Here is a 19,358-nt window from a genome sequence, read left to right on the forward strand (position 1 = left end):
CTCGACAACTGTTGTTAATAAAAAGCCGAACTGAAGGATTTTTACAGCTTATTTACGGTCAAATAAGTAATTTTCTCTTCTAAAAATTTATCGGTATTTTCTAACCTTTTTATTTCATTTTGAATTGTTTTTCGATAGTCAATTAAATAATTTACTCGTTCCTGCATGCTCGTATTTCGAATACCAACTAAGCTTTTGACGGGAATACCAATTTCACGAATTAGAATAATCACTTTGATCCAATCCAAATCATCTTCGGTATAACGACGATAACCATGATCATCTCGCGATATAGGACCGATGATGTCATTTTTTTCATAATAGCGTAAAGCGGCTTTTGAAATACCTGTCCGTTGTGCGGCTTGTTCTGCTGAATAATCGTGCGGTTTCATGAAAATTCCCCTTGCTATAAAGTTTGCTTTATAGTTTACAATCATTTAAACCTAAAAACAAGGAGACTTTCAAATGACAAATAAAAAAATTGCATTAATCATTGGTGGAAACTCAGGTGTGGGTAAAAAAACTGCTCAAGATCTAGCTCAAGAAAACTATCGAATTATGATCGTTGCTCGTAACCGAGAAAAAGGTGAGCAAGTCGTACAGCAATTGCAGCAAACTACGCGAAATTCGGACATTTCTTTTATTCAAGCTGACTTAAGCACCAAAGAAGCCGTTACAAAATTAAGCAGGGTGCTTAGTGAAAACGTAGATCACGTAGACGTACTTGTCAGTTCAATCGGGATTATGCAGCCAACACAGCAATTAACAAAAGATGGATATGATCAAAATTTTGTCTTAAACTATTTAACGCATTTTTGGCTGATAAATGCGCTGCTGCCGCTTGTAAAAAAAGCCGATCAGGGTCGAATTCTCATGGTAGGTGCTCTACCAGTCATCGTTCGCCGTTTGAAAATAAATCCACCTCAGCCTGTTCCCAGTGCAGAAAATTACAGTGGGATGCAAGTTACTGGAGATGCTTTAGGCGGAAGAATTCTACTGACACAGAAATTAGCCCACTTATTAAAAGATACCAATGTTACAGTAAATATTTTTCATCCAGGAAATATTCCTGATTCTAGCTATGGTACAGAAAGTAGCGGTCTTTTACTAAAAATAATCGGTCCTTTATTTGCCCGTCTATCAAAAAAAAATCCACCGATTGGTGCTATGCTGGCAACAGATGTATCATTAACTAATACAAGCGGTCAGTTCTTTAATGAATCGGGAAAGGTTGTGCCCCTTCCTGCCCAATTTTCAGCACAAATGGCTGATCAATGGTGGACTATTAGCGATCAATTGTAGTTTGATCGTAAGAGTAACTCCGCATCTTGAAAAAAGAAAGGATCACACGAATGGCTCAATTTCAATTATTTGATATTCCCAAAAACCAAACAGAATTCTCTACAAAGGAAGTCATGGCGATTACAGGCTTTACCAAAGAAGCCTTACGCTATTATGAAAAACTGGATATTCTAGGTTCCATTAAACGCGATACCAATAATTACCGACGATACTCTGCCAATAATCTCCAACGGATGCAAATAATTAGGATCTTTCAGTACACTGGAATGGAATTAACGCTACTGAAGGATTTTTCGGATCATGATCCAATCGATAAACATCTAAAAGTTTATCAAGACTATCAAGTTTCTCTACAAGAGCATATACAACAGCTACTTGAAATTTCTGAATTCATTGATAAAAAAATTGAGTATCTCAATGAACGAAAATCTTCGAATAAAAATTAAACAAACTGGTTGCTATGTGGTCAAGCCCATAGTTTATGATGTGAGTAAATTTGAAAGAAGGTTTTTTAATGAAAACAATAGCTATTCATCAATTTGGTTCAGCCCAAGAATTACAAGAAACAGAACTAACTCAATTACCATTACAGAAAAACGAGATTTTGATCACCAATCATGCTTTTAGTATTAATCCTATGGATATCGCCGGTCGTTTAGGGATGCTGGATAAACCCTTTAACGAACTTTGGTCTTTTCCGATAGTTCTCGGCTGGGATTTTGCTGGGGTGGTAACACAAGTGGGCAGCGACGTGACTGGTTATCAAGTAGGCGATCCTGTTTTTGGTAATGCTCCCACCGTGCGACCAGGAAATAACGGAACTTACAGCGAATCAATCATTACCACACCAGAATTGATTGCTCCAATTCCTGCTGGATTATCCTTTGATAAAGCGGCCGCTTTACCAATTGCTGGGTTGACCGCTTATTGTGCCATCGTGAAGAATCTGAGCCTACAGGAAAACCAAAAAATATTGATCCAAGGAGGCGCTGGCGGCGTTGGTCTGATCGCTGTACAAATTGCCAAAGCTTTAGGAGCCTATGTAGCCGCCACTGCAAGTCCATCGAATCATGCTTTGCTGAAGGAAATGGGGGTCGATGAACTGATCGACTACAATCAAGTTTCTCCAGGAGATGTTTTGCAGGATTATGATGCCGTTTTTGATACGGCGGGAGATATTGACTCTGGTTTAAAAGTTTTGAAAGCTGATGGAAAACTAGTAACAGTTGCCGCTCAGCCTACTCCTGAACAGCAGCAGGATCAACAAAAGCAAGTCAGTTTTCAATTTACAAATGGAACATCAGAGGACTTAACAGCCCTTGCCAACCTCACACTTGAAGGAAAAATCAACTTGCAGCTAACAATCATGCCGCTCTCAGTTGAGAATGTTCAAAAGGCCCATGAAATGATCGAAGGACGCCATACTAGAGGTAAAATCGTCATTCATGTGAAGGATTAGGAAAACGTATTAGCTGGAAGAGCATCTCTACCCAGTATTCTATTTAGTGATACTTCGTTTTTAAAAGATATTCCTTCAGAAAATAAAGACACACAAACGTGTACATAACCCAAATATGTACACGTTTTTTGTGCCATCTGTGATGTATACAAAGGTACAATAAAGAAAAAAAGACCCTTCTTTTTATCAAGAAAGGGCCTCTATTGACTTCAATTTTTCATTACCACATTTTCTTTAGCAAATAACCCGCTGTTCCAAACAAACTAATACCAAAAATTACCCACAAAAAACTACTTTTCGAATCATTGGTTTTTGGATATTGCTTCTGAGCGTTGCTACTTGGGGTAGTCTTTGTTAAAACGTTACTAGTTGTGCTACTTGAATCACTTGATTGCGATTTTTTCGTCGTACTAGTCGTTCCTGACGTAGAATCTTCGGAACTTTTGACTGATGTACTTGGTTTTGTTTGAAAGATTTCACCTCAAATAGCTTGTCTTATTAGTGATTAAATCAATTTTGTCGTTTTGAAATCCGTTGGGTACTTAAATTCAACTGGTTCGTCTTTCGTTAACAATTCTTCAGTCAATCTCAGTTCAAAAATCTCTTGTGTTTCGTAGGGATTGAAGTAATAAGTACCGTTCGATACATCAAACACAGCTCGGTATTGCGTATAGTCGATCGAGCCATCGTTTTTAATGTTCACACCCTTTGGAATCGTGACATTATCCAAGATTTTAAACATCGCATTCAAAGAATCATCGGCGGTTTCCCCTGATTCAATTAAAGCTCGCAAGTAGACGGTCCTCACAAATCGCTCTGGTGACGTATACCCGCCAGGAAGCCCGTACGTGCCGGAACCTTGACCGAAAGGCTTGATTTCATACTCATTGATTTTTTTATTTGAAAAGTTGTTGGGCTGAATACTCAAATAATTATTCAAATTTTTCAAATGCCAACCGAACTCTGGACTATTTGTCATGACGCCAACTGGATTATCTTTTATTACCAATTCGCCGCTATCTGATTCAAGCACCACAGTTTCTCCAGTTTTATCAGTTACGATGTAATGAAGCGGCGGTACAAAACCTAAAATCGGTACTTCTCTTTCAACAATCTGGACTTCGGTGATTCGCTTCCGCAATTCAGAAATGCTTTCGATTTCACCTAATAGCCAGATAATAAATTCATGAGGAGCCAAATTGACAGACGCTTCTTTTTCTTCAGAGCTGTATTTGGCTTCATTTAAAAAGTAAAGCTCTGCAATTGCAAGCCCCTTTTCATTGATCCCATCTGCTAGAAAATACTCCCCTAGATTTCGACCCGTCCCAAGAAAGCCGTACTTTGTTTGTTGCGAGCCATTAAATTGTTTTTTCCATACATAATTTCTGGGAATCACGACTGGTCTTCCCTCTAATTGAAAGCCGAAATCCATGGTTCTTGCCAAAAAATGCTGCTGCGCTTGATTTGTCAACGTTAAACTAGTACACATAATCGATTACTCCCTCAAAAATAAGTGACCTATACTCTTTTATAACAGGTTATTTAAAACGGTCCTTGACTGAAGAGGACATATCCTTAAACTGTTTTCCAACAGCCTTGCCCTTTTCTGCGTACTCTTCTCCGATGCTTTTCCCTTCTTCACTATATTTTTCGCCTAATTTGGCTCCTTGTTCCTTAGTTTGTTCAAAGCTTTCTTTTAATTTGTTAATTTCATCTTTAAATGACATACTACTCTCTCCTATTCTTCGTTAATTAATTTTTTCCAATCAATGATCAAATACTGACCGTCCGCATCTTTTGGTAAAATCTCTGTTAATAAGTGAGCTTCTAATTGTTTCAGATATGCTTTCTGAGCATCTCTATGGATTTTCTTCACGACCTCTGCTTTTTCGGCGACTAAATCTTGGTCAATAAACATCGCATCGATGGGCTCCAGATTGATATGGGAAAGAAATGGCGTTTCCCCTTCAACAGCTAAGAAAATATCGAGAAAATTGATCTCTTCTTTGGGCTTTTTCAATTTGTACCCGCCTTGCTTCGACGCATAAGATTCAATTAAATCCGCGTGCTTCAATTTCGTCGCGATCTTCTGTAAGTAAGTATGTGAGACATTCATTCGCTTACTGATTTCATTCGATTTTAGCGAGTCATTTTCCGGTAATTCTGCTAACATAACTAAAATTCCAATAGCTTGGACGTAGGACGATGATAATTTCAAGTACTCACCTCTTTCTACAGACATTATATATCCATGGATATTTTTTGTCTACAGTTAAGCTGGAGATTTTTCACCATCTGAAAACAACGGTGACATGGATAACGAAGTGTTTAATAAGAGGGATTTCGTATTATGTTCCCGTAGTGAGCTCTGTTTTTAACAACCGCTGAACTCTGGCTAATTCTTCTGGAGATAAACGCTGATAAGAGATTTCATCTTGCATGAATCCTTCTCCTTTTGCTTGATCTGATTCAATCGTACTAAAGGCGCTGCGGTATTTTCTCGCTACTATCTCTAAATCACTAAAAGGGATATCCGTTTTGATCGTACTGCCAAGACTCGTTAATATTTCTTGATAACGGCTGATCCCTTTGATACTGAGTGCTTGCTTCATAATTCCAGCGATGACTTGACGTTGTCTTGCCTGTCGACCATAGTCTCCTTCAGGATCATCATAGCGCATGCGAACATATTTTAACGCATTGCTTCCGTCTAATCGCTGAGAGCCCTTTGGAAATTCTGTTTCTTCATAGGTAAAGGCAAAAGGATTAGAAACCTCAATATCTCCAACTGCATCAACAAGGGATTCAATCCCCTTCATATTGATCGACATGTAGTAATTAATTGGAATATCCACTAATTTTTCTACCGTAGCGATCGTCATCGCTGTACCTCCGAACGCATACGCATGATTGATTTTATCCATTGTATTATGTCCAACGATTTCAGCGTAAGTATCACGAGGCAAACTGACCAATACAGTTTTTTCTTTTTCAGGGTTGACTGTAGCCACCACGATCGTATCAGAACGCCCTTGTTCTGAGCGCCCCAAGCTGCCGGTATCCACTCCGAGTAATAATACACTGAAAGGTTCCTGCTGTTTTAAGTCTACGGTCTTTAATTTTTGTGTTCTAGCCAGAGGCTCATAGGCTTCTTCAGTAGTTTCTTTTACATCGTAGAGAACTTTTGCCGCAATTGCAGTGAGCAACAGAATCAATACTAGTAACGTAGACACTAGAATCGTTAGGACTTTTTTCATTCGGAGTACTCTATGTGGCCCATTTCTTTTTCGCTTATTTCCCATTCTTGCGCTCCATTACTTTTTCAGATTCTTCAGCCTTCATCGCTTTATCACTAAAAGTCTGTGCGAGGATAGTCACAATACGTTTACTTGCCTGACCATCGCCGTAAGGATTCGCCGCTTGAGCCATCGCTTGATAAGCCGCTTGATCCTCCAGCAATCTTTTGACCTCTTGATAAACAGTCTCTTTTCTAGTCCCCACTAGTTTTAACGTTCCTGCTTTTATTCCTTCAGGTCGTTCTGTCGTATCACGCAGCACCAGCACAGGCACCCCAAGTGAAGGTGCCTCTTCTTGTACACCTCCAGAATCGGTTAAAATCAATGTACTGCGTTGCGAAAAATTATGAAAATCAAAAATATCTAATGGCTCGATCAGCTGAATATTTTTAATTTTACCCAACACATGTTCAGCAAGCTGACGAACTGCCGGATTTTTGTGCATGGGAAAAATAATCTCGATATCTTTTTTCTCTTCTGCTAATTGAGCCAATGCTTGAAAAACTTCCGTCATCGGCTTGCCTAAATTTTCTCTACGATGCATTGTGACTAATAAGCGGCGTTTGCCGTTATCAATAAGATTAGGATGAGAATAGTCTTTACGAACGGTGTACCTCATCGCATCGATGGCGGTATTTCCTGTAATAAAAATCTGTTCTTTAGAACAATTTTCCTTCATTAAATTAGCAGCACTATCTGCAGTTGGCGCAAAACACAGGTCAGATAATGAATCAACAAGCTGACGATTGATTTCTTCTGGAAATGGGGAATACTTTTTCCAGGTTCGCAGTCCCGCCTCGACATGACCTATAGTAATCTGCTGGTAATAAGCGGATAACGCCGCTGCCAATGTGGTTGTAGTATCTCCGTGAACTAAGACCACGTCTGGAGCTTCCGCCTCCAAGATAGGGGTCAAACCTTCAATAATTCTCACCGTCACATCGCTCAAACTCTGTTTTTCCTTCATGATTTTCAAATCATAATCTGGCATAATTTGAAAGAAGTCCAAGACCTGATCCAACATATCTCTATGCTGTCCAGAGACAACAACACTAGATTGAAAGCGCGAATCCTTCTCCAAATGCTTAATCACAGGCGCCATCTTTATAGCCTCCGGTCGAGTACCAAAGATCGACATTACTTTTATCGGCATATGTATCTCCCTTTATTTAATAATTTGTCTCATACAACAAAGAATCTTGAAGGAGAGTGTCATCAGCTCCTTCAAGATTCTCTAGATTTTAAACATAAAACAAGCGGATTGAAGATCTAAATAATAAAAAGATTGATTGTTCTCGCCAAATATTGATCAATGAAAAAATCTATTATTGTAGATTCCATGTTTTAAGGGCTTTGTCAGCTGGAGCATAGGCCAATTTTGTTGGTTTTTCTCCTGGTTCGATCAAATAAAACAATTTGCCCTTCGAAGTTTTTTCAGGCCCTAAGACTCCTCCAAAAGCTTCCATTTCCTCAGTTACGTTGTATGTTTTATCTTTTTTGTTCTTTTTATCTTTTTTATCTGTCACCAATTGAAAATCAATCGCCCCTACCCCTTTGTCTTGAGTACCGATATTTTTGCATTCAACTGTAAAGGTAACGAGCTGCTTTGGCTTATCTGCTTGATCGACAGACTCACTGGTGGTTACGTCAGTGATTTTCATTTCGACCCCATCCGCTGTAAAAGGTGTGTCTAATCCGTCTTTCATGGTAACTTCGGATACTTTAGCAGAAGTATCCTTACTGCCGTCAGTTTCTTTATTACTCGACGTATCACATCCCGTTAAGAAAAAACAAACTGCAACAATACTTAATAATATTTTTTTCATTCAAAATCTCCGTTCGTTAGTTAACTTGAACTGTTTTTCTATCTAATTCCTTACCATCTGGACCATAAGCTACTAGGTAAGCAGTATCGCCCTTTTTAATTGCGTTGCCTACATAATAGTTGAAGGTACCATTTTTGAAGGTTCCGCCAATTGAAATCAAACCACCATTTACATAAAGACGAGCTTGCTTCACATCTCCTACGTAGATACCTGTAATTTCAACTGCACCAACAGTATACGCATTTGGAGAAATGCTGCCTTTATATGAAGAGCTGGTAAAGTTGACCTTCACATTTTCCTGAAGCAATACATCGTTTGCCCCATAGGCATTCATTGTGACAACATCGCCTTCTTTAATGCTATTACCCACGTAATAAGTGAATTGACCATTCTTGAAGGTTCCGCCCCACGAAATAACATTTCCATTTACAGATAGACGAGCTTTACGCACGTCTCCAGTATAGGTTCCGGTAATTTCTCCGTTACCAACTGTATATTGACTAGGTGTAATCGTTCCTACTTGAGCAGGTGTTTGCTTCACAGTTACTCGATTGTTTTGAGTCAATACCGCATTGTTTTGGTCATATCCGTTGATCAAGACATTGTCACCGGCTTTGATTCTAGATGGTCCTACCCAATAAGTGAAGCGGCCATTACTGAAGGTTCCACCTAATGAAAGAACTGTTCCGTTAACAATTACTTTCGCTTTTTTCACATCGCCACTGTAACTACCAGTGATGTATTCATCGCCAACTGTATAGCTGTCCGCTACCATTGTGCCAGATGTGTTTGATTCTACTTGTACATTTTTAGTGTCAAGCTCTTTATCGTCTGAAGTAAGAGCAACTAAACGGACATTTGAACCTTTTGAAATAACATTTTGGCCCACATAATAAGTGAAGCTTCCGTTTTTAAAGGTTCCGCCTTGTGAAATTAATTTGTCATTCACATACAATTTCGCTTTCTTCACATCGCCAGTGTACGTTCCGGTAATTTCAACAGCGCCAACGGTAAATTTATTAGGTGTAATTGTTCCTTTTGCTTCTGGAGCAGCTAGGATGTTTACTTTGTTATTTTGAGTTAACACATCGCCGTCGACATCATACCCATTAACAAAAACACTATCGCCTTTTTGAATGGCATTTTTACCGACCCAATAGCTGAACTCTCCATCCTTGAAGGTTCCACCTAAAGAAAGAACTTTTCCGTTAACGATTACTTTGGCTTTCTTCACGTCACCACTATAGGTTCCGCGAATATATTCATCGCCAACTGTATAATCGTAAGCAGAAAGTGTGCCGCTGTAATTAGACAATACTTTTACTGCTTTTTCATCTAATTTCTTTTTATCTTTGTCATAAGCCATTAACACGACTTTAGAATTTTTCTTAATCAAGCCAGTGCTTACTTCATAAGCGAATTTTCCATCCTTAAATGTTCCACCTGTAGACACTAAATGACCATCAACGTAAAATTCTAAATATGAAACGTTTCCTTCATACGTTCCTGTGATTAATCCATTGCCGACTGTATAGTCACTTGGAGTAATCCCATGAACGGTTGCTTTTACTTCAACTTCGATATCCTTGGTAGTAATGCCTTTATGGCTATCTTCCACCGAATAAGTGATGAAATATTTGCCAGGTACGTTTGTATTGACGGTATTTGACTTAATAATGATTTTTGATGTCAAATCGCCATCTTCTTCATCGTGGGCAGTAATTCCTGCTAATGGATTAAAGGGCTCACCCTGTTCGATTACTTTGTTTTCAGCATTAATTACTGGTAATGTGTTTTGAGCCACGGTTACTTCGATTGTCTTAGTAGCTGACAAACCATGACTATCGACAATTTTGTAGGTTACAGGATAGACACCAGGAACATTCGGTTTCACCTGATTATCTGTAATAACGATGTTTTTAGTGATATCGCCGTCTTCCTTGTCAATTGCGGAAACGCCCTTCATTGCAAATGACCCAGTAAAGTCGTCACCTAAAACAATTTTGCGATTTTCAGCTGTTAATACAGGTTTTTCAGTTCCATAAGCTGGGTCAAGCTTCGCATACTCTAAGTAACCGCTTGACTCTTTACCACCACCGACTGTCCAATCAATAACATTGTTATCCTGTGTTAAAGCGGTATTGAAATGATATTTCCCGTCTAATGAACTTGGCACACGAATTTCTGTATCCGTTACAAATCCACCTAAATCAATACTTACTGAAGTGTAAACATGTGGGAAAAGACCAATAACTGTTGTAATACTTGGATTTTGAATAATCAGTGAACAGTTATCTGGATCAACCTTGATGTCTGTTGATTTATACGTATAAGATTTGATTGGAATACCAACATTGTAAGCCTTCATTTCACCAGATAAATAGTTAATAAAGCGCGGGTCTTCTAGCAATGGCTTAAATTCATTTGGTAATTTCACTTGATAATACGTTTTGTCTGCAATCCCCAAGTTCGCTACTTGTGTAATATTTAGATCAACGGTTAAAATACCTTCTGTTTTTTGGTTGTTGATCACTAATTCTTTATCCGTCGATGTTTTTAAACCAATTTTCCCCCAAGCAATCAAGCCCAAATCCATCGGTCTGATCGACGTAGTCTTTGATTCCTGTTCTTCGTTATCTTTAGAAGTATCCTCCTTTTCTGTAGTTGGAACTTCTGAGGTAGGTACTTCTTTTGATTCGGTTGTTTCCTGTACAGGTTCAGCACTCGACTCAGGAAGAGCCTCCGATAAGCTGTCAGTTGTTAACCCCTTTGTCTCTGGCGCTACCTCCTCAGTTCCTGCAGTTTTTTCTTCTGCCAATGCTGTGGCTGGTAGTAATCCTGAGTTTAGCAACATTAAACTGCTAGCCCCAATTGTTAATAATTTCTTTTTCTTCACTAATTTTACCCCTTTCTTTTTTTTATCATTGATTTAAAACACCGCTTATCCATCGATCACCCCCTAATATTTGTAATATTTATAGTTTCCAGCACTCACAGATTTAGCTCCGTTATAAACAAAGCCGATTAAACGGGCGTTTGATCGTTTAAGCAAGGTTTTGCACTTTACTAAATTATTTCGTTTCGTGCGATTTTCTCGGACTACTAAAATGACGCCATCGACTTTTGAAGAGAAAATCTGAGCATCTGTAACTACTAATAATGGTGGTGAATCAACAATGATATAGTCATACTGTTCTTCAAGCTGCCGAAAAATTTCATTTAAGCGATTAGAATTTAACAGTTCGGATGGATTAGGCGGGATCGGACCCGCTGGTAAAAAATCCAAGTTTTTTACTTGTGTACTTTGAATCGCTTCACTTGGCTCACTCCGTAGATTACTCAGCAAGGTGCTTAGACCTGCTGCTCGATTCGAATAAGTACTGAAAAATTTACCTGCTGTTGCGCGACGTAAATCTCCGTCAATCAGTAATATCTTTTTATTTGCTTCAGCCATAACGACTGCCAGGTTCGCAGCAACCGTAGTTTTCCCTTCCTCTTGTTCCGTAGAGGTGACCAAAAGCAGCTTTAACGGCTGACCTGAGGAGGCGGCAAACTGAATACTCGTTCGAACATTGCGATACTGTTCAGTGATAGGTGAAAATCGATTCTCAATCGAAATTAAGCGTGTTTCTCTTTCCTTCATGTAGTAACGCTCCTAAAATTAGACTCTTTTTCTTTGTCTTCTGGATACATGTAAAGATTCCTCCGACAAGTTTCTCTTCAAAAGATCCTTATCCTTGGCGGACATTTTCATATCCACACTCGTTGTATAAGGAATGATTCCTAATGCATTGGTTTCAAAAATCTCATAAACGGCTTGCTCCGATTTAATCGTCTGATCCACACTTGCTCGCAGCAGAACGAATAGAAAGCCAACGAGTCCGCCGATAAATACGCTAAGAACTAAATTCAATTTATGATTAGGCGATATCGGAGAACGGCTAGCTGTCGCCTCTGAAGTAATTGAGATTTCTCCAGGAATTTGGCTTTCTGCTAAGGCCTCTTGAAAAATCTGCGAAGTAGTGTTTGCCAAATGAGCCGACAATCTTGGCCGGTCACTTACAGCTCGGATCGAAAAAAAAAGCGACTCCTGCTGTTGTTCTAGTGTAATGGCCTCCCTTAATTCACTCATTGTCATCTGCTGATTCTCTTCAGACCTTAGCTTTTCCTGTACCTGACCTAAGACTAAATCACTTAATACCAATTCCTTGTAGGTTTTCACCAATTGTAGATTGGCCGTAATTTCATTCGAAAGGTTCTCTTCACTTGTTTTCGTCGCAGCAATCATTTGCGTTTGCGAACTATATTGCGGTGTGATCCAAAAAAAAGAAATATACCCGCCCAGTAGCAATCCGACGAGACTAAAAAGAATAATAGTTGGTAGCTTTTCTTTTATCGTTCGTGCAAAAAAAGAAAAATTTAAATTCTCATCCATAGTGGTTTGTTGCCTCCGATAGTTAATGTGTTAAGCTAATAAGCCCCGTCACGGGTAATGATTACCAGCAAAGTTTTTAACATAATTTGTACGTCTAAAAGAAAACTGCCTTTTGTCAAATAGCTCAGATCTAACTGAATCATTTCTTCAAAATGGAGTCTGTTGCGCCCACTCACCTGCCAAAGGCCTGTACATCCAGGCTTCACCCGTAATCTAAGACGATGATAATCTGAGTATTGCTCCACCTCTCGCGGCAATGCGGGTCTTGGTCCTACAATGGACATTTCTCCTTTTAAGACATTGACGAGCTGTGGAAATTCATCAATACTAAATTTCCGCAAAAATTGACCCACTTTTGTCACACGTGGATCGCATTTCATTTTGAACATCGCACCTTTGATCTCATTTTTCTCTATCAATTCTGCTAGTTCGTTTTCAGCTCCTACATGCATCGTTCGAAACTTATACAACAGAAAATAGTCTCCGTTTAAACCGACGCGTGTCTGACTAAAAAAAACTGGACCTTTAGGATCTTCTAATTTTATAAGCAATGCGACAAAAGCAAAGGGAATCGCGAGCACAAGTAACCCTACAGCACTCACGACTATATCGACTACTCGTTTTGTCCTCCCTGCAAAAAAACTGGAGGTTGTTAAATTATTCTGTTCTGTTAATTCGACAATATTAACGGACGAGTTATTTCCATAGACATTATTCATCATTTCACTTCCAAAAAATCGAAAAAATCCGATGTATTTTTCTTCATTACTTCATCTGTTTTTTTAGAATAATTACAACTAACAAATTAATAATAGAACAGAAGAGACAACTTGAACCATCAAAGATGTGACGGTTTTTTTAGTTTTTCGCCTTAAAATCATATTATTTTTAATAAAAAAGATGAAATACGATTTATTCCCTTCTGTTTTTGTCTATTTACTGACTTTTTTTGCTACTTTTAAAGAAAAATATTCTCAGGTACGTTTAGAATTTGATGAGCATCACTTTTTTTCAGCTTAGCTTCTGTTTGTATCAATTGATAAAACTCATCTGACATTTGATACCCTCTTCCCCAAGCTGTGTCGATCGGGTTGAAATCCACTCCGCTCTTTCCGACTTTTTCCTTGATATTACGAACACAGCTAGATAATGCGGACATTTTCGAATCCGAAGCACTTTCTTCATTCCAAATTTTTTGGCACATTTCTTGACGTGAAAGATACCGACCTCTATTTTCGTATAAGCACATCAGCATCCGGCTTTCGCGTTTAGAAAAACCGAAATTATAAAAATGATAATTAATTTCCGGTGTTTTCTTTTTGCTATAGACAAAGCTGCTTTCTTTCCATATTTCTGAACTTTTTGGGCGAATCGCCTGACAAAGCTCCCGAATTTCTTCTAGAGATGCATCACTTTTTATACGCTGATCGATAACATATTCAGTCTGCTCTTCTTCAAAGCCTTTGGTAAATTCACTTTCATATTTTCTAACGATAGCAGGGACATAATCACGAATATTGGAGATTAAATCGACAATCTCCTGATAGGAAATCGTTTCGCTTAATATAACTGCGTCAAAGCAAGACAGCAGATGACTCATCTCTTGATCCATTGAATGACAGGCATCTAATAAGCATGTACTACAAAAGACTTCATTATTCATTTGTTGCAGCTTGCTTTGAAAGCTTGTTTCAGCCAAAATATTTTTTGTTAAAATTAATAGTTTCATTTTCAGTCTCCTTTTCTCCGTTCATTTTCAACGAAATGGTTGATACATTTAACAAATTCATCATAATAGCGTTCCTGTGAATGCCTCGTCCTTTCCTTTAGTGCTTCTTCCCTCATTTGCTGTCGAAGGGCCTCATCATGGATTAATCGATCTAGTCCAGCCGCAAAATTTTCTACAAATTGTGCGTCATAATCGATCAGAAACGAACCCGCTTCGCTGATATATTCTGGAATCCCACCGATTCTAGTCGCAATCACAGGGATTCCCATTGCCTGGGCTTCAACTGCCGAAAGACAACAAGTCTCATGAAAGATAGATGGAACAGCACAAATGTCTGCTGCCTTCAAATATCGAGGAATCTGCTGTTTTTCAATGTATCCTGTAAATTTCACTTCAATTGGCAGATGTTTTGCTTGTGCCATCACTTTTTTGAAATAGCTGTCCTTTTCAGCAGAACTGTATGTAGTTCCTCCTAATACCAAAACCTTTACGTTTTCCAATGAATCAAGCCGACTAAGCGCTTCAAACAAAAGATGAATACCTTTGGTTTCCGTTATTCGGCCTGAAAAAACAATGACACAATCTGTTTGGCTGTAGTTTAGCTGTAGGCGAATGTGTTGTTTTTCTTCTTCTGTTGCTGGTTGATACTTCTTCAGGGCAATTCCATTGTTTACACGGTAGAGTAACGGCCAGTCCTTCGTATAGTCGATTTGGCGAACCTGATTATTAAGGAAATGGCAGACCGATAAGACACCATCCAGCTCTTGAAGAATTTCTGCTCCTTTAAACGTTTGGGGATTTAAGTAATCATTGTGTAAATAAACGGCAAGCTTGCCTAAATAAAAGGAACGGATAGCAGGAATTCGTTCAGGACAATTCAGATCTATCAAACAATCTACCGTATTCTCCTGTAAATACTGATTGGCTGCTTTTATTAATTCTGGATAAGGAATGAGATTTTTTCTTTTTCCCGTTAGAAGTTGCTTCAGCTTGTTCTGGCATTTTTGAAGCAGCCACCAAAAAGGACGTTCATTCGTTTTGACAGAAATTACTTGTGTATACTTATGTGTTTGATTGAAAGTGAAAATAGCGGGATCAGCCTCAGACAGCACAACCAGTTCTAATTGTTGTTGCTGTTCATTTTCTTCAATCAAAGAATCTAAAAGCGTTTCGATTGCCCCGCCCTTTACTGCAGGTATCGGCAATTTTCCATAAGTCAATAACAAGACACGAGGCTTCCTCATTTAAATTTCTCCTGTACTAATAAGTAAATAAAATAGATATTCTCAAAAATATAACGCTTGTAAAGTCGCTGCGGTTCCTTCATAAACCGATGCAGCCATTCCAGTCCATTACGTTGCATCCAAACCGGTGCCCGGGATATCTCACCAGCTAACACATCAAAGCTTCCGCCAACCCCCATAATTAGATTGGCATTCAATTCATTTTTGTATTTACTGACGAACTCTTCCTTATAAGGAGAGGTCATTCCGATGAATAAGAGTTGCGGTTGACAAGCAGCAATCTTATCAACGACTGACTGCTCATCTTTAAAATAGCCATGCTGTGCACCAACAATTTGTAATTTCGGATATTGCTGTTTTAATACCTCTAGTAAGCGGTTAAGGATCACTTCCTTCGTGCCTAGGAAAAAAACAGTCAGCCCCATTTCTTCCGCTTGCTTGAGAAGCTCCAGCATTGTGTCAATCCCAGTAACACGTTCAATGTTTTTCTTTTTTAACCACCGACAGGCTCGGACAACCGAGTAGCCGTCTGCACTTACCATATCAGCCTGTTGAATGATCTTTTTTATTTGGGCATTTCGATGACTCAATACCACCTTGTTGGAATTGACGCCAACATGCTCGATTACTTCATCGCGCTGAATGCGTGCGATCATTTCATCCACCGTCTCCTTCAAGTTTCCCTCATCAATCAACAGATCAAACAGTTCAATTTTATTCATTGCGCTCCCCTCTTCTTCCTCACTAGATTATTTTGAATTAAATCAATGAAAATGATGCCTGCAATCATTAACATTTGACTGATAAAGCATAGGGCTTTTGATAAAAATAGCCCCTCATTAAGGATCATTTGTAAAACTAACAACCCAAACTGAAGCAGCATTTGTCTCGTTGCTAAAGTACTTGCCATCAGCCGATCCGTTTCCTTTTTTCGTAAATAGAAAATGATAAAAAAACCCATTCCAGAAGCGATCGAAGCGCCATTGATTCCTATCAGCGGTATAAGAAGAATACTTCCGAAAAGACTGACTGCCGCTCCTGCTAAAGAGGTCGTTAAGACGCCTTTTGTTTTCTTCACTACAATATAGGTCGTGCCTAGAAAACCAGAAATACAGGAGAAAAAATTACTTATTAGCAATAAAGGAATATAGGCTTTAGCAAAATAAAATTCCTTTGATAACAGCAAGGAGGCCAACGGATCTAAAAATAATAAGATCAAACCGGAAAAAACTAAAAGCAGCGTGCAATAATGATTGAAGACTTTTTGATAAAAAATTCTTGCATCTTTTTTTTGATAGTGTTCAACGGCTGATAGCTGCCAAGCCTGCAGAAATATTGAACCAATCACCGATAAAAGACTGGGGATCTTACTTGCAGCTGCATACATTCCGTTACTTGCCACCCCTAAAAAGAAGGTCATAATAAAACGACTAGAGGTTGTCAGAATCCACCACATTGCCGAATTAGGAATCAACGGCAAGCTATAGATAATCAGCTGCTTTCCTCGTTGAATATTCCAACCTTCCCTGCTTTTAAATAAATCTTTCCAAGAAATATTGAGAAACAAAAACACTAAAGAAATCGCGTTAGCCAGTACAAGTGACCAAAAGTAGGCATCCAGCTTATTAGGTAAACGGCGAAAGAAAACGATGCCTAAAATCAACGTTAATAGCGAAAGTAAAATACCGTTTGATGCATAAATCTTTAACTTCCCGATCGCTTTTATGTACTGCATAAAAATAAGTTGAATGGACTGAATCGTTAGTAAAAGAAAACTAAACACACCAATCGAGGAAGAAACTTCCAACCGTGGACCGAAAAAATAGAAAAGAAACGCAAAGACACCAGTTCCTATCAGTCCCAAAAAATTAATTCTGATAGCTGTACGCAACCAGCTGACCTTTTCCGAAGTATCTTTACTATCTAAAACAAAACGCAAAACGCCTTCGGAAACACTCAAACTAACAACCGGAAGCAAAAGATTGACTGAGTTGATCAGTAAGTCGGCTGTTCCATACTCACTTTTGCTCAAATAATAGGTATAAAATCCCACCAAAAAAAAGGTAATGAGCTTGCTGCCAAAACTACCAATAGCGAAAACAATGGAATCATTGAATAATTTTTTATACTGATTCATACATTTACCAAATGTTGCTGAAGAGTGTCGATAATCTCGTAATTAATTGCAAACGCACGCCGCATTTCTTCTTTACGTTGTCTCATTTTGATAAGCTCCTGATCATTATTCGCTAGTTTTTCATTGATTTTCTTCAATAGCAGCTCTCTTTTCTTACTCAAGTCATTAATCGCCAGCACATCTTCTTCAATCCCGAGATTTTTGAACATTTCAACAACCTTTTGCTGCCAAGACAAACCGATGATAGGTACAAATTGAGAGACCGCCACGATCATCGAATGCATTCTAGTTCCAATGACCAAGTTCAATGACTGGTAAAGCGTTAATAAGTCCTCCTTCTCTTTTACAAAGACCACATTTACCTGAGGATCTTTAAGAAAATCGTCATAGAGCATTTCAATCGTTTCATAATCCTGCACCTCGGAAGAAAAGAGAATGATCTCCTTATTAGCAGCAGCCAAATCATGGATCAGATGCTTCATTTCTTTTAAATAATTGAGATAGGCTTTTCGCGAACAGCCAGTAATTCGATAATCGATCACACAAACACCGATTCGTTGCTGGACTTTTTTTTGTGCTTTTAATTGCTCGAAAGGCTGTATTTCCGGTAAAAGAAAGACCGGATCGACCGATGCATAGGCTGCCGGATGCCCTGTATTTTTCAAGTATTCCAAGGAGCGTTTATCACGAAAGCTGACAAAATCACATTTTTTTAATGTAGCAATCGCTGCATCTTGTTGTTTCTTTGTACAAAATGGGCCGATCCCAATGGAACAGACAAAAATGGGCAGCTGATGCTGATTAGCCAAGGAAACTACTTGATCAAAGCGTTGAGCAGATAACGTTGCCGGAGACAGATCAAAAATCGCATTGCCTCCTCCAATCATTAAGAAGTCCGATTGCTGTAACGCTGCTTCAAAGCGTTTGATATCTTCTAGGTCGTACATTCTTCGTCGGGATCGTATCCACTTTCCTTTACTGACTACGTTTTTTATTAAAGGAAGCTGACGAAAATATTTAAAATAAATATCGTGAGGTTTAGATCGCCGAACAAGATTTTTATTTATCCTGACCTGCGATTCTTCAATTAATTTGTAACTATACTTCTTTGTTTCAATTCCAGTTAACAGCTGTTCTGATAAGGTTTCTGCGATCAAACGATCACCGATATTCGAGCTGTCAATAAAACTAACTAGTGTTGCTTTCACTCATATTCCTCTACTTTCAAGTTTTATAATTCATAGAAATCAACTATGCCAATGTTCTCTGTCTCAATAAGAAGCTGAGCCGCTTCCGGAGATCTCAGGTATTTTCTTTCATATAAATAAGTCCAAGAAAAACTACACGATGTACTGATCATAAAACTCGCAAACCAAGCTCCCAGTAATAGCTTAGAAAATCTCGGTGTCCTCACGGTCTCGGTCGTTTCCGCCGAAAGCAAAAACACGTCCCGTGGCAATTGGCTCTTTTTTACTATTTGTGGAAATTTTTCACTTAGGCTCATGGCAATTTTTTTACTTTGCTCCGGGCTTTTTGTGGTAATAGCGACCGTAAAGATTTGCGAATTAATGCTGTTAGAAACCGTTAAGCTATCTAATAATTGTTGTTTACTTTGCTGTGGATAGTCCTCCTGAATCGCTTGTAAAAGAGAATCACTTTTTATCATTTCTTTGTATGTCTCAATCAGCTTGATATTGCTGGAAATTACTTGATTTTCGACCTCCAGCTTATCCTCACCTTCATCTTCTTTAGTGGTCTCTGTCACAGGTAACAGAAAGGACACTTGATTCGTGTACTGAAATCCCTTCATAAATACGAAGCCTGCACAGCCTATTCCCATGAAACAAAGTGTCAGAATCACGATCATTCTTTTTCGTAGCCAGAGGACATGCATGAAATCGTTGAATGAATACATGAATAGCTCCTTCCC

21 protein-coding genes are annotated in these 19,358 nt (G+C 38.7%); 3 read left to right on the forward strand and 18 right to left on the reverse strand.

All coding sequences use genetic code 11. The annotated features are described in order from the left end of the window. Positions 1–41: 41 nt before the first annotated feature. Positions 42–392 (reverse strand): MerR family transcriptional regulator, encoded by a 351-nt coding sequence (locus tag KQI58_RS05675; protein WP_216407239.1) that lies wholly within the window; start codon positions 390–392, stop codon positions 42–44. A 73-nt stretch (positions 393–465) separates the two neighbouring features. Here KQI58_RS05675 and KQI58_RS05680 point away from each other — a divergent pair, with 73 nt between their 5' ends. The 3 genes from KQI58_RS05680 to KQI58_RS05690 all read left to right on the forward strand — a co-directional run bounded on the left by KQI58_RS05680 (position 466) and on the right by KQI58_RS05690 (position 2,761). Beyond that, positions 466–1,302: an SDR family NAD(P)-dependent oxidoreductase gene (locus KQI58_RS05680; RefSeq protein ID WP_216407242.1), complete on the forward strand. Its 837-nt coding sequence runs from the start codon at positions 466–468 to the stop codon at positions 1,300–1,302. Positions 1,303–1,352: 50 nt separating this feature from the next. Beyond that, entirely contained in the window at positions 1,353–1,748 is a 396-nt protein-coding gene (locus KQI58_RS05685) for a MerR family transcriptional regulator (RefSeq protein ID WP_216407244.1), read from the forward strand. Between the two features lie 68 nt (positions 1,749–1,816). Then, positions 1,817–2,761: an NADP-dependent oxidoreductase gene (locus KQI58_RS05690; protein WP_216407246.1), complete on the forward strand. Its 945-nt coding sequence runs from the start codon at positions 1,817–1,819 to the stop codon at positions 2,759–2,761. A gap of 220 nt (positions 2,762–2,981) precedes the next feature. On the opposite strand, the gene KQI58_RS23115 is transcribed toward KQI58_RS05690, so the two are convergent. From KQI58_RS23115 to KQI58_RS05775, 17 genes are all read right to left on the reverse strand, one after another. After that, positions 2,982–3,236 carry an LPXTG cell wall anchor domain-containing protein gene (locus KQI58_RS23115; protein ID WP_367397917.1) on the reverse strand — a complete coding sequence of 85 codons (255 nt, stop codon included), beginning with the start codon at positions 3,234–3,236 and terminating at the stop codon, positions 2,982–2,984. 30 nt (positions 3,237–3,266) lie between these two features. Next, positions 3,267–4,250: a choloylglycine hydrolase family protein gene (locus KQI58_RS05700; protein ID WP_216407248.1), complete on the reverse strand. Its 984-nt coding sequence runs from the start codon at positions 4,248–4,250 to the stop codon at positions 3,267–3,269. Positions 4,251–4,299: 49 nt separating this feature from the next. Continuing rightward, positions 4,300–4,488 carry a hypothetical protein gene (locus tag KQI58_RS05705; RefSeq protein WP_127979868.1) on the reverse strand — a complete coding sequence of 63 codons (189 nt, stop codon included), beginning with the start codon at positions 4,486–4,488 and terminating at the stop codon, positions 4,300–4,302. An 11-nt stretch (positions 4,489–4,499) separates the two neighbouring features. Then, a complete protein-coding gene (locus KQI58_RS05710) occupies positions 4,500–4,979 on the reverse strand; it encodes an Rrf2 family transcriptional regulator (protein ID WP_253295799.1) in 480 nt (159 codons plus the stop codon). 130 nt (positions 4,980–5,109) lie between these two features. Further along, on the reverse strand, positions 5,110–6,063 hold the full coding sequence (locus tag KQI58_RS05715; protein WP_216407252.1) for an LCP family glycopolymer transferase: 954 nt from the start codon (positions 6,061–6,063) through the stop codon (positions 5,110–5,112). Then, the gene (gene wecB, locus KQI58_RS05720) at positions 6,053–7,210 is read right to left on the reverse strand and encodes a non-hydrolyzing UDP-N-acetylglucosamine 2-epimerase (protein ID WP_216407254.1); all 1,158 of its coding nucleotides are present in this window, start codon (positions 7,208–7,210) and stop codon (positions 6,053–6,055) included. Before wecB ends, KQI58_RS05715 begins: the two co-directional genes overlap by 11 nt. 172 nt (positions 7,211–7,382) lie before the next feature. Then, positions 7,383–7,883, reverse strand: a complete 501-nt coding sequence (locus KQI58_RS05725; protein WP_216407256.1) for a DUF4352 domain-containing protein — start codon at positions 7,881–7,883, stop codon at positions 7,383–7,385. 16 nt (positions 7,884–7,899) lie between these two features. Beyond that, entirely contained in the window at positions 7,900–10,779 is a 2,880-nt protein-coding gene (locus KQI58_RS05730; RefSeq protein WP_216407258.1) for an immunoglobulin-like domain-containing protein, read from the reverse strand. Positions 10,780–10,842: 63 nt separating this feature from the next. Then, positions 10,843–11,526: a CpsD/CapB family tyrosine-protein kinase gene (locus KQI58_RS05735; RefSeq protein ID WP_216407260.1), complete on the reverse strand. Its 684-nt coding sequence runs from the start codon at positions 11,524–11,526 to the stop codon at positions 10,843–10,845. A gap of 18 nt (positions 11,527–11,544) precedes the next feature. Next, entirely contained in the window at positions 11,545–12,318 is a 774-nt protein-coding gene (locus tag KQI58_RS05740; protein ID WP_216407262.1) for a YveK family protein, read from the reverse strand. A gap of 35 nt (positions 12,319–12,353) precedes the next feature. Beyond that, positions 12,354–13,040 carry a sugar transferase gene (locus KQI58_RS05745; RefSeq protein ID WP_216407264.1) on the reverse strand — a complete coding sequence of 229 codons (687 nt, stop codon included), beginning with the start codon at positions 13,038–13,040 and terminating at the stop codon, positions 12,354–12,356. A gap of 236 nt (positions 13,041–13,276) precedes the next feature. Continuing rightward, the gene (locus KQI58_RS05750; protein WP_216407266.1) at positions 13,277–14,047 is read right to left on the reverse strand and encodes a helix-turn-helix domain-containing protein; all 771 of its coding nucleotides are present in this window, start codon (positions 14,045–14,047) and stop codon (positions 13,277–13,279) included. A gap of 2 nt (positions 14,048–14,049) precedes the next feature. Next, positions 14,050–15,291: a glycosyltransferase family 4 protein gene (locus KQI58_RS05755; protein WP_216407268.1), complete on the reverse strand. Its 1,242-nt coding sequence runs from the start codon at positions 15,289–15,291 to the stop codon at positions 14,050–14,052. Continuing rightward, the gene (locus tag KQI58_RS05760; RefSeq protein ID WP_216407270.1) at positions 15,288–16,013 is read right to left on the reverse strand and encodes a WecB/TagA/CpsF family glycosyltransferase; all 726 of its coding nucleotides are present in this window, start codon (positions 16,011–16,013) and stop codon (positions 15,288–15,290) included. Before KQI58_RS05760 ends, KQI58_RS05755 begins: the two co-directional genes overlap by 4 nt. Beyond that, complete coding sequence (locus KQI58_RS05765) at positions 16,010–17,428, reverse strand: oligosaccharide flippase family protein (protein ID WP_216407272.1); 1,419 nt, start codon at positions 17,426–17,428, stop codon at positions 16,010–16,012. The genes KQI58_RS05760 and KQI58_RS05765 overlap by 4 nt, the downstream gene beginning before the upstream one ends. Further along, positions 17,425–18,636 (reverse strand): polysaccharide pyruvyl transferase family protein, encoded by a 1,212-nt coding sequence (locus KQI58_RS05770; protein WP_216407274.1) that lies wholly within the window; start codon positions 18,634–18,636, stop codon positions 17,425–17,427. The genes KQI58_RS05765 and KQI58_RS05770 overlap by 4 nt, the downstream gene beginning before the upstream one ends. A gap of 23 nt (positions 18,637–18,659) precedes the next feature. Continuing rightward, the gene (locus KQI58_RS05775; RefSeq protein ID WP_216407277.1) at positions 18,660–19,343 is read right to left on the reverse strand and encodes a YveK family protein; all 684 of its coding nucleotides are present in this window, start codon (positions 19,341–19,343) and stop codon (positions 18,660–18,662) included. Positions 19,344–19,358: the final 15 nt, after the last annotated feature.

The organism is Enterococcus raffinosus (assembly GCF_018917525.1).
Classification (GTDB): domain Bacteria; phylum Bacillota; class Bacilli; order Lactobacillales; family Enterococcaceae; genus Enterococcus_A; species Enterococcus_A raffinosus_A.

What these genes read in the sequence shown, in the direction of transcription:
- KQI58_RS05740 (WP_216407262.1), bottom strand. Translation starts at nt 12,318, where the DNA reads ATGGATGAGAATTTAAATTTTTCTTTTTTTGCACGAACGATAAAAGAA.
- KQI58_RS05750 (WP_216407266.1), bottom strand. Translation starts at nt 14,047, where the DNA reads ATGAAACTATTAATTTTAACAAAAAATATTTTGGCTGAAACAAGCTTT.
- wecB (WP_216407254.1), bottom strand. Translation starts at nt 7,210, where the DNA reads ATGCCGATAAAAGTAATGTCGATCTTTGGTACTCGACCGGAGGCTATA.
- KQI58_RS05765 (WP_216407272.1), bottom strand. Translation starts at nt 17,428, where the DNA reads ATGAATCAGTATAAAAAATTATTCAATGATTCCATTGTTTTCGCTATT.
- KQI58_RS05705 (WP_127979868.1), bottom strand. Translation starts at nt 4,488, where the DNA reads ATGTCATTTAAAGATGAAATTAACAAATTAAAAGAAAGCTTTGAACAA.
- KQI58_RS05745 (WP_216407264.1), bottom strand. Translation starts at nt 13,040, where the DNA reads ATGATGAATAATGTCTATGGAAATAACTCGTCCGTTAATATTGTCGAA.
- KQI58_RS05715 (WP_216407252.1), bottom strand. Translation starts at nt 6,063, where the DNA reads ATGGGAAATAAGCGAAAAAGAAATGGGCCACATAGAGTACTCCGAATG.
- KQI58_RS05675 (WP_216407239.1), bottom strand. Translation starts at nt 392, where the DNA reads ATGAAACCGCACGATTATTCAGCAGAACAAGCCGCACAACGGACAGGT.
- KQI58_RS05725 (WP_216407256.1), bottom strand. Translation starts at nt 7,883, where the DNA reads ATGAAAAAAATATTATTAAGTATTGTTGCAGTTTGTTTTTTCTTAACG.
- KQI58_RS05680 (WP_216407242.1), top strand. Translation starts at nt 466, where the DNA reads ATGACAAATAAAAAAATTGCATTAATCATTGGTGGAAACTCAGGTGTG.
- KQI58_RS05735 (WP_216407260.1), bottom strand. Translation starts at nt 11,526, where the DNA reads ATGAAGGAAAGAGAAACACGCTTAATTTCGATTGAGAATCGATTTTCA.
- KQI58_RS05685 (WP_216407244.1), top strand. Translation starts at nt 1,353, where the DNA reads ATGGCTCAATTTCAATTATTTGATATTCCCAAAAACCAAACAGAATTC.
- KQI58_RS05755 (WP_216407268.1), bottom strand. Translation starts at nt 15,291, where the DNA reads ATGAGGAAGCCTCGTGTCTTGTTATTGACTTATGGAAAATTGCCGATA.
- KQI58_RS05690 (WP_216407246.1), top strand. Translation starts at nt 1,817, where the DNA reads ATGAAAACAATAGCTATTCATCAATTTGGTTCAGCCCAAGAATTACAA.
- KQI58_RS05775 (WP_216407277.1), bottom strand. Translation starts at nt 19,343, where the DNA reads ATGTATTCATTCAACGATTTCATGCATGTCCTCTGGCTACGAAAAAGA.
- KQI58_RS05700 (WP_216407248.1), bottom strand. Translation starts at nt 4,250, where the DNA reads ATGTGTACTAGTTTAACGTTGACAAATCAAGCGCAGCAGCATTTTTTG.
- KQI58_RS05760 (WP_216407270.1), bottom strand. Translation starts at nt 16,013, where the DNA reads ATGAATAAAATTGAACTGTTTGATCTGTTGATTGATGAGGGAAACTTG.